This window comes from Kitasatospora sp. NPDC059803, from assembly GCF_042732255.1.
GTDB lineage: Bacteria > Actinomycetota > Actinomycetes > Streptomycetales > Streptomycetaceae > Kitasatospora.
This window is the reverse complement of the sequence record NZ_JBHWIJ010000054.1, coordinates 1-8,701: the sequence shown is the minus strand read 5'-3', so window position 1 is coordinate 8,701 and position 8,701 is coordinate 1. Positions and strand designations below refer to the sequence as shown.

5 protein-coding genes and 1 pseudogene are annotated in these 8,701 nt (G+C 76.2%); 1 reads left to right on the top strand and 5 read right to left on the bottom strand.

Going from position 1 to position 8,701, the window contains the following annotated elements:
• The 4 genes and pseudogenes from ACFV6I_RS12055 to ACFV6I_RS12040 all read right to left on the bottom strand — a co-directional run.
• Positions 1 to 293: pseudogene (locus tag ACFV6I_RS12055) on the bottom strand (hypothetical protein); the annotation flags it as partial.
• A 135-nt stretch (positions 294 to 428) separates the two neighbouring features.
• Complete coding sequence (locus ACFV6I_RS12050; protein WP_380424829.1) at positions 429 to 2,462, bottom strand: ATP-binding cassette domain-containing protein; 2,034 nt, start codon at positions 2,460 to 2,462, stop codon at positions 429 to 431.
• 377 nt (positions 2,463 to 2,839) lie between these two features.
• Positions 2,840 to 6,052 carry a type 2 lanthipeptide synthetase LanM family protein gene (locus ACFV6I_RS12045; protein ID WP_380344343.1) on the bottom strand — a complete coding sequence of 1,071 codons (3,213 nt, stop codon included), beginning with the start codon at positions 6,050 to 6,052 and terminating at the stop codon, positions 2,840 to 2,842.
• Positions 6,053 to 6,226: 174 nt separating this feature from the next.
• A complete protein-coding gene (locus tag ACFV6I_RS12040) occupies positions 6,227 to 6,406 on the bottom strand; it encodes a hypothetical protein (RefSeq protein ID WP_063346527.1) in 180 nt (59 codons plus the stop codon).
• A gap of 368 nt (positions 6,407 to 6,774) precedes the next feature.
• Between ACFV6I_RS12040 and ACFV6I_RS12035 the strand changes: the two genes are divergently transcribed.
• Entirely contained in the window at positions 6,775 to 7,404 is a 630-nt protein-coding gene (locus tag ACFV6I_RS12035; protein WP_380424826.1) for a hypothetical protein, read from the top strand.
• A gap of 28 nt (positions 7,405 to 7,432) precedes the next feature.
• On the opposite strand, the gene ACFV6I_RS12030 is transcribed toward ACFV6I_RS12035, so the two are convergent.
• Positions 7,433 to 8,701, bottom strand: a 1,269-nt coding sequence (locus ACFV6I_RS12030; RefSeq protein WP_380424824.1) for an ABC transporter permease, incomplete at its 5' end; no start/stop codon positions are given.

Below are 8,701 nucleotides of genomic sequence, written 5' to 3'. Positions count from 1 at the left end.
GCCCGGGTGCTCTCGCCGACCCCGCGCTGGTCGAATCCCACCAGGTCGAACACGGCGCCGACCGCCGGGGGGCGCGGGGCGCGGGTGGCCCGGGGCGCCAGGCCCGCGCCGCCCGGGGCGGCCCGGGCGGAGGCGGCGGCCGAGAACGCGGAGCGCGCGGAGACGTTCGCCGAGGCGGCCCGGAGCTGGGAAGGCGGCGGGACCGGCGCCGGGCGGGCCGGGCTGGCGTCCGTCAGCCGCACCTGGCGCAGGCTGCGCGACGCGGCACGCACCACGCACTGACGCACTGGCACGCTGGCACGCTGGCCCACCGGCGCAGGGCCGTCAAAAACACACACCGCGTCCGGCGGGCGCCGCCCGTCCTCCGTACCGCCGTGACGACGACGGTACGGAGGACGGTCAGCACCGGCCCTCGCCGGCCGAGGACGTCAGACCCGCTGCGCCGGGACCGTCCGGTCCCGCTGGAGGTCCAGCAGCTCACGGAACAGCCCGTCCGGGCGCGCCGCCAGCTCCGCCCAGGTGCCGGTCTGCACGATCCGGCCCCGGTCCATCACGATCACCCGGTCCGCCACCGCCGCGTTGGCGATGTTGTGCGTCACCAGCAGCGTGATCCGCCCCGGGGCGAGGGCGCGCAGCGCGTGCAGGATGCGGTGCTCGGCGCGCGGGTCCAGGTCCGAGGTCGGCTCGTCCAGGATCAGCAGCCCCGGGCTGCGCACCGTCCGGTACAGCGCCCGGGCCACCGCCGCCCGCTGCCAGCCGCCGCCCGACAACTCGGCGCCGCCCCACCAGCCCTGGGCCAGCAGCGTGCGCCAGCCCGACCGTAGCCGGGCCACGATCTCGTCGAAACCCGTCCGCGCGGCCGCCCGCTCCACGTCCGCCATCACCTGCTCGGTGAGGTGCCCCAGGTGGACGTTCTCGGCCGCCCCCAGCGGCCAGCGCGCGAACTCCTGCGGCACCCGGGCCACCCGCGACCACATGCCGTCCGCGTCCAGCTCCTGCACCGGCACGCCGTCCCAGCAGATCCGGCCGGACTGCGGCAGGTAGAGGCCGGACAGCAGCTTCAGCAGCGTCGACTTGCCGCTGCCGTTCTGCCCGATCACCGCCACCACCTCCCCGGCCCGCAGTGTCATGCTGACCCCGCACAGCGCCGGCTCCTGCTGCTCGCCGGGGTAGGCGTGCCCGAGGTCCGCGACCTCCACCAGTTGCGGCGCGTCCGGCACGATCCCGCCGCGCCGGATCCGGTGGCCTCCGGCCTCGTCCAGGAAGGTGAAGTAGTCGTCCAGGTACAGGCCCATCCGGTACAGCCGGGCGCCGTTGCCGACCAGGCCCTGCAACCCGGACGAGGCCGTCCGCAGCGCGAACGTCGCCGTACCCGCCGCCGCCAGGTCGATCCGGCCGCTCGCCACCAGGTACAGCAGCGTGCCCCAGACCAGCGCGCTGCCCGCCCCCGTGCCCAACGAGGCCAGCAGGGAGACCTTCGCCGCCTCCCTGGTCGCCCGGTCCGTCGCCTCGACGATCTTCTCCTCGGCGCGGCGGTACTTGGCCATCAGGAACGGCGTGACCTGGTCCGAACGGACCTGGTCCGCGCGGGTCTTGTCGATCAGGAACCAGCGGTAGACGCGCAGCGCGCCACGGTCCTCGTTGGTGGCCACCGCCGCCAGGTAGTGGATCCGGGCCGTCCGGACGGCCGCCACCCCGGTCGGCACCGAACCCAGCAGCAGCAGCGGCACCAGCCACGGGTGGAGCGTCGCCAGGACGCCCGCCGCAGCCGCCAGCGAGACCGTCGAGGCGATCACGTCCTGGGCGTTGGAGAGCAGGTCCGGCGTGGTCGAGGCACCCCGATCGGCCGCCTCCCACTGCTCGTTGTACGCGGGCTCGTCGTACGCCCGCAGCTCGGCCGCGCACCCGGCGGCGATCAGCGCCAGCTCCGCCTCCCGGGTGACCCTCGGCGACACCCGGCCGGACAGCCCCACCACCGCGATCCCCAGCACCGCGCGCAGCGCGGCCGAGACGGTCAGCAGGAGCAGCGACGGCGCGGCGGTCCGCAGGTGCTCCCCCACCGGGCCCGCCACCAGCAGCGCGCCCAGGGTGCCGGTCGTCGCGTACAGCGCCAACGCCCCAAACACGCCCGCCAGCGCCTGGCACACCAGCAGCAGCACGGTGGACGTCCGGTCCGCCGCCCACGCCAGCGCCAGCGCGCGGCGCACCAGGTGCGGGAGGCGGCGCAGCATCGCGTTCGCCGACATCGACGCGCCGGCCTCGGCCCGGCGGTCGCCGGGGAAGCGCAGGCGCAGTTCCTCGTCGTGCCGATCCTGATCCTGGTCGTGCTGGTCCTGATCCTGGTCGTGCTGGTCCTGATCCTGGTCGTGGTCGGACGGGGTGCGGTCGGGCGGGGTGCGGTCGGGCGGGGTCTGGTCGGGCGGGGTGTGGGGCTTCTCGGGCTTCACGATCTGTTCGGACACAGTGCTCCCTGCTCCCTGGTACGGCGGCCGATGGCCGCAGCGGATCCGCGCGCGGGCAGCCCTCACCGCCGTGTGGGCGTGTGGGGTCGGCAGCGGTGCCGGAGGGCACTCTGCGAGGGGCTGGCTGCGGTGCGGACCCCGATCCTGGCAGCGGTCCGCCGGGCCGTCCGGCGTGTCCCGGCCGGTCTCACTCGATCCGGGCGATTCCGTGTCGGCGGCGGCGAGTTGGTGGCAATCGATCACCGGGAGGGTCCGCGATGTTCGATTCAGGGGCCGGTTGCGGTGCACTCCGGACCTGCGGTCCGACGATCACAGGAACGTCCCGGCCGAGCCCGCGCGGCCCGACCTCGCCGACCTTGCCGACCTCGCCGACCGTCTCAGCGGGTCGGCGGGTGGAGCGCGAGGAGGGAGGGGGTGATGGGGTCGGCGAGGCGGAGCAGGCCGTGGCCGGTGCCGGCGAGGCCGACCATCAGGGAGGGGCTGTGGACACCGTGCGGGAGGCCGCAGATCCAGCCGCGGGTGTCGAGGTCGTCGAGGGTGGCGTGGGCCTGCCGCAGGGCGGCGGTGCGCCAGCGGTCGCCGGCGAGGAGGAGGGGTTCGAGGTTGCCGAAGTCGCCGTGGCAGAGCGAGAAGTTGTGGCCGAAGCCCTCGCGGAGGACGGTGGTCAGGGCGGTGTCGCGTTCGGTGAGGAGCAACTCGCGGGCTTCGGGGAGGAGTTCGGCGAGTTCGGTGCGGGCGAGCGCGATGCCCGAGGCGCCGTGGCACCAGAGGGCGGGGTAGTGGGGCGCGTCGGGGCCGTCGTCCTCGCGGACGTCACGCCAGTTGGCGGCGGCCGGGTCGAACAGGGTGCGTTCGTACGCGACGGCGGCGAGGGCGAGTTGGGGCAGCCGGGGGTCGCTGAGGTGCCGGCCGGCGCGGGCGAGCGCCCAGGCGATGCCGGAGCCGCCGTGCGCGAAGCCGGCCAGCGGGCGCTTGACGGCGCCGGCGAGCGAGGCGGGCAGCCAGCCGGCGCCGCCTTCGGGGTGCGGCGCGGCGGCCCGGACGAGGCGTTCGGCGCAGGCGGCGAGGGCGTCGGTGACGGCGGGGCCGGGGCGGACGGCCGCCCAGGCGAGCAGTCCGCCGATGGTGCCCGCGTTGCCGGCGAGCAGGTCGTGCTGGGCGTCGTCGGCGGCGGTGGCGGCGCTGCGGCGCACCACCTGGGCGGCCAGGGCGTCGAGTTCGGCGTCGGGGTGGTGAGCGGCGAGGTGGGCGAGGGTGTAGAGGACGCCGCCGACGCCGGAGAGGCCGCCGCCGAGGCGGTCGGCACGTCGCCGGATTTGATGACGCAGCGTCAGTTCAGCTGCCTGGGCGGTGTTTCGGTGCTCGCGATCGCCGGTGACGGTGGCGAGCTGGTGGAGGAAGAGGGCGACGCCGGCCGTCCCGCTGTAGAGGTCGGGGCCGAGTTCGGCGGGTGCCCAGCGGCCGGGCGGGGCCCAATTGGGGCCGGCCCAGGCGAGGTCCGCGCTTCCCCGGTAGGCCTCGCGGAGGAGTTGTTCGCCGGCGTCGACGGCCTTGGCGAGGGCGCGGGAGGCCAGGTCCAGGCCTTCGGCGGGCTTCCCGGATAGCACGGGAGGGGACGTGGCCGGGTGGCGGCGCGGCTCGCGGGCGCCGTCCGCGGTGGTCACCGACAGGCGCAGCAGCTGGAGTTGGCGGGCCAGGTCCGGTTCGCCGAGGGCGTCCGCCTTGGCGAGGGCGAGGTCGAGTGCGGGCCGGTCGGTGACGCCGGGGATCAGGGCGCCGGTGGAGGAGCGGGCGTCGACGCCGTCGGGGCGGATGGTGAAGACCGGGACGTCCCCGCGCCAGAGGTCGGCGCGCTCGTGGTCGACGTAGGCGAGCGCGTGCTCCTCCCAGGCGGGGAGCGCCCAGAGCCGGTCGAAGTGGCGGTCCTGGTCGAGGCCGTCGCGGAGCAGGTCGGGGTGGCAGGCGGTGGCGAGCAGGCTGCGGTACTCGAAGGTGTCGCGGCGTAGCATCCGGGTCTCGTCGGCGGCGAACGCCCGGATGAGATCCCGGAGTTCGCCCTTGTGGGCGGCGAGCAGCCGGTAGGCCTCGGTGAAGCCGGCTTCGAGTTCGCCGACGTGGTCGGCCAGGCGCAGCGGCCGCCCGGGCGGGACGGGCCGGCTGCCGGGCGCCGCGACGGGCATCCGGCGGTACTCCAGGCGGAGCCGGTCGGTGCCCTGGTCGACCAGGACGGGGGCGGGGCGCGGCGGGAGGCTGCCCGGATCCCAGCCGAGGGCGGAGAGGTCGGTGCCGCCGTTGCCCTCGTCCCACATGCGCTCGGGCAGCAGGCCGGAGCGCAGCACCGAGTGTCGGGCCTCGTGACGGGCGAGCCGTTCGGACTCGGAGAGGTCCTTGGCGGGTTCGGGCAGGTCGGGGTGGAACAGCGCTTCCAGGTCGATCAGGACCGGCTGGTCGCGGACGGCGATCAGGTTCTGGGCGTGGCAGTCGACCGCGTCGAGGGTGTGGAGCAGCGCGGCAAGAGTGCCGGCGCGGTGGTAGAAGTCGCTCAACTCGGCGTCGTCGCGGGCTGGTTCGGCGGTGGCGTGGGCGACCCAGCCGTAGCCGTCGCGGGCCAGGTGGGCGAGGTCGTGCAGCGGCAGCCGGAGTCGGGGGTTGAGCCAGCGCAGGAGGTGCTGGAAGTGCGTCTCGGCGCCGAGCGGGCGCGGCTTGTAGACGATCCGGGTGCCGTGCTCGAAGCGCAGGGCGCTGACGGTGGCGCCGCCCCGGTGCGGGTCGCCGAGGCCGGTGGCGAGTTCGGTGAGGCGGCCGAGCGGGCGGCCGTCGGCGAAGGTGCGGGCGAGGGCGGGGAGGTCGGCGGCGAGGCGGCGGTACAGGGTGAGGCAGGTGGCGGTCCACTGTTCGGCGGCGGTGGCCAGCCGGTGCGCCAGCACCGGGTGTTCGGCGAGGAGTCGGACGGCGCGGCCGGGTTCGGTGAGCCGGTCGAGGAAGTTCCGGTACCGCTGCTCGGGGGTGTCTCCGGTCAACTCGCCGGAGAGACGGGCGACGTGGAGTTCGGTGATGACGGTGCGGACGGCTGTGGTGTGCGCGGTCGCGGTGAGTGCGGGCAGGACGAGGGCGGTGAGCTGGTCGGGGGTACCGAGGGTGGCGGGGCCGGGGGTGGCGGCGTCCGCGGTGGCGGGGCCGAGTTCGGCGAGGCCGGTGCGCAGGCGGTCGCGGGCGTCGGCGAGCAGTGGGGCGACGAGCCGGGCGAAGGCGTGCTCCTCGGGGAGGTCGAGGGTGTGCCCGGCCTCGAAGGCGGCGGCGAGGCGTTCGGCCCAGGCGGGGGTGCCGAGGCGGTCCGCGAGGTCGGCCGGGTGTTCGGCGAGCAGGGCGCGCAGCCCGTCCGGGTCGAGGCGGTCGGCGGCGAGGCGGCGCTCGAACCAGTCGTCCCGGTCGAAGGGCGGCTGGGCGCGCCAGCGGTCGAGGACCCGCCCCGCACGGTCGGCCCGTTCAGCCTGTCCGGCGCGTTGGGCGTCCGGGTCGGGCAGCGGACCGCGGGCGGCGAGCGGGACGGCTCGGGCGGCGGCCCGCCGGATTTCGGACGCGTCAACCACGGGCGGTCTCTCCATGCTCGGTTCGTGCGCGACGGTTGCGGTGCTTCGTGCCCGACGGTTGCGGTGCTTGGTGCCCGACGGTTGCGGCACCGGACGTACGCGCCCCGGCCGGGTCGTGCGTCCGCGACGCGGGCTCCGGCGGTGCGACCGGGGTCCGCGCCGCGGACGGCGGACTCAGAAGCTGCAGACGTGGGCGCAGCTGCTCCAGCCACCACAGGTGCTGGCCTGCACCGCGGCGGTCACGTAGACCTCGTCCGACAGGTCGCCGGCCGGGTGGACCTGGTGGCCCTGGCCGAGGGTGAGCCGGAAGTCCTCGTCCTTGAGCGCGCGGACCTGCTCTGCCGTGGGCTGCATGGTGCCTCCTTCAGACATTCGGGTCTGGCACGGTCGTGCCGGGTCGGGATCCTGGCACCGCCCCACCCGCCGCACCAGAGGTGTGCCGCGCACCGGGCACAAATTCGGCCAGGGTCGGAATAGGGACGAGGCCTCCCCCGCCCATCCCTCTCCCGCAGGCCGCGCCCGTGCCCCGGCTCGCCCGTCGGACCTCGCATCGCCCTACACCTGTCCGGAATCCAGACCACGACGGGGAACTGAACCGGGCCCCACGTTTGAACGGCCGGGCCCCGGGCAGTCCGCGCCGCCCGTCGCTCCTGTGGCCGGGCCGGGCACCGAAGGTCACGATGGAATCCGGCGACCCCCGCCCCCGGCCCGATCGGAGCGCGATGAGCGAGCAGCACAACGTCGTCCTGCTGACCTTCCCGGACGCCACCGCGTGGCGGGCGGCCTTCGACGAGGCGCAGCACCTGCCGGGCCTGCGGCAGCTGGCGGCCCTGGAGCGCAGCGCCGACGGCCTGTTGGAGATCCAGGACACCTTCACCCGGGGCGCGGGCGTGACCACCGTCAGCTCCGGCGTCCTCGGCGGCCTGGTGGGCCTGGTCGGCGGGCCGATCGGCGTCCTGCTCGGCTTCGCGGCGGGTGCGGCGCTCGGCAACGCCGCCGAGGAGGGCCGGGCGACGGAGGGCGGCGCCGGGCTGATCATGCTCTCGCCCCGCGTCCCGGACGGCGGCGCGCTGCTCGTCCTGGAGCTCCGGGAGTCCTCTCCCGACCGGGCCGACGACCTGGCCTCCCGGCACGGGGCCACGGTCGAGCGGATCGACGCGCAGGCCTTCGCCGAGCAGGTCCGGGCCGCCGAGCACAAGGCGGAGCAGGACACGGCGGAGCAGAACGCGGCAGAGCAGGATCCGGCCGAGCGGCACACGGCGGAGGAGAACGCGGCAGAGCAGGATCCGGCCGAGCGGGACACGCCGGAGGAGCCCAAGGCGGAGGGTCACCGACCCGACAAGGGCGCCTGACCCGCCGCCCGGCCCCTCACCCGGCCCCTCACTCGGCCCGCAGCGCCTCGACCGTCCGCGCCCGGGCCGCCCGGACGGCGGGCAGCAATGCCCCGAGCACCGCGATCAGCACGCCGCCGAGCCCGAGCAGCGCCAGCACCGGCGTGCCGAACACGTCGAGGGCCGAGGCGGGGAAGCGGAGCCCGGCGCTGCGCCCCATGGCGGGCACCGTCAGCCGGTGCAGCAGCAGCCCGACCGGGAGGCCGATCGCACCGCCGAGCGCGCCGACCAGGACGACCGGGGCGAGCGCCCCGCCCACGGTCTGCGCCGGGGTCATGCCGAGCGCCTTGGCGACGCCCGTGTCCCGCTTCCGCTCCCGGATCTCCAGGACGACGGTGTTGAACACCCCGAGCCCGGCGACCACGACGAGCAGCACGGTGAGCGTGGCGGTGAGGGAGTTCAGGGCGGCGATCGAGCCGCTGGAGCCGTGCGACCCGCCTGCCTCGGCCGTCATCCGCACCGGGGCGAGGGCGGCGCCGAGGGCGGTGGCGTAGGCGGCGCGGTCGGTGCCGGGCTTCAGCGCGACGGACCAGGAGTCCGGGTGCGGGGCGGCACCGGGCGGGTAGCCGGCGGCGTCGGTGAACAGTTCGTTGGTCTGCATGTGCGGGTCGAAGACCTCGCCGACGATCCGGACGGTGACCGCCCTGCCGTGGGAGGTGAAGGTGACCTGGTCGCCGAGCGCCACCGAGGCCTCGGTGAGGAAGGTGGCCGGGGCGACGGCCTCGCCCGGGGCCCGGAACCAGCGCCCGGAGACCATCCGGTAGCCGGCCCCGGACGCGTCGCCGTCGAACGCGGTCACCCTGGTGCTCCCCGCGACGCCGGGGACCGTCACGTCCTCGGTGCCGTCGCCGAAGTAGCCGGCCGTGCCCGGCTGGGCGTCCAGGGCGGCGGTGACGGCGGCCGGGTCGGCGGCGGCCGGCCTGGCGGGAGGTGTCGCCCCGGGCGGGCCGACGGGCCGCTGCGGGTGCACGACGACGTCCGCGGTGTCGTGGTCCTTCGCCGCCTGCACCCAGGTCATCGTCCCGCCCATGCCCACCGCGAAGACCGCGGCCGCCGTGCCGAACAGCACGGCCGCGAGCATCCCGGCGGCCCGGGCGGGGCGGGCGAAGGGCTGGGCGAGGCCGAGGCTCAGCGGCCGGGGCAGCGGCAGCCGGGCGGCCAGCTCGGCGGCGCGGGCCGCCGCCCGGTCCCGCCGGGTGCCGCCCGCCGTACGGCCGACGGCGAGCGCGTCCACCGGGCGCACCCGTCCCGCGCGGGC

Coding starts and splice junctions, on each gene's coding strand:
- ACFV6I_RS12040 (WP_063346527.1), bottom strand. CDS start 6,406: ATGCAGCCCACGGCAGAGCAGGTCCGCGCGCTCAAGGACGAGGACTTC.
- ACFV6I_RS12035 (WP_380424826.1), top strand. CDS start 6,775: ATGAGCGAGCAGCACAACGTCGTCCTGCTGACCTTCCCGGACGCCACC.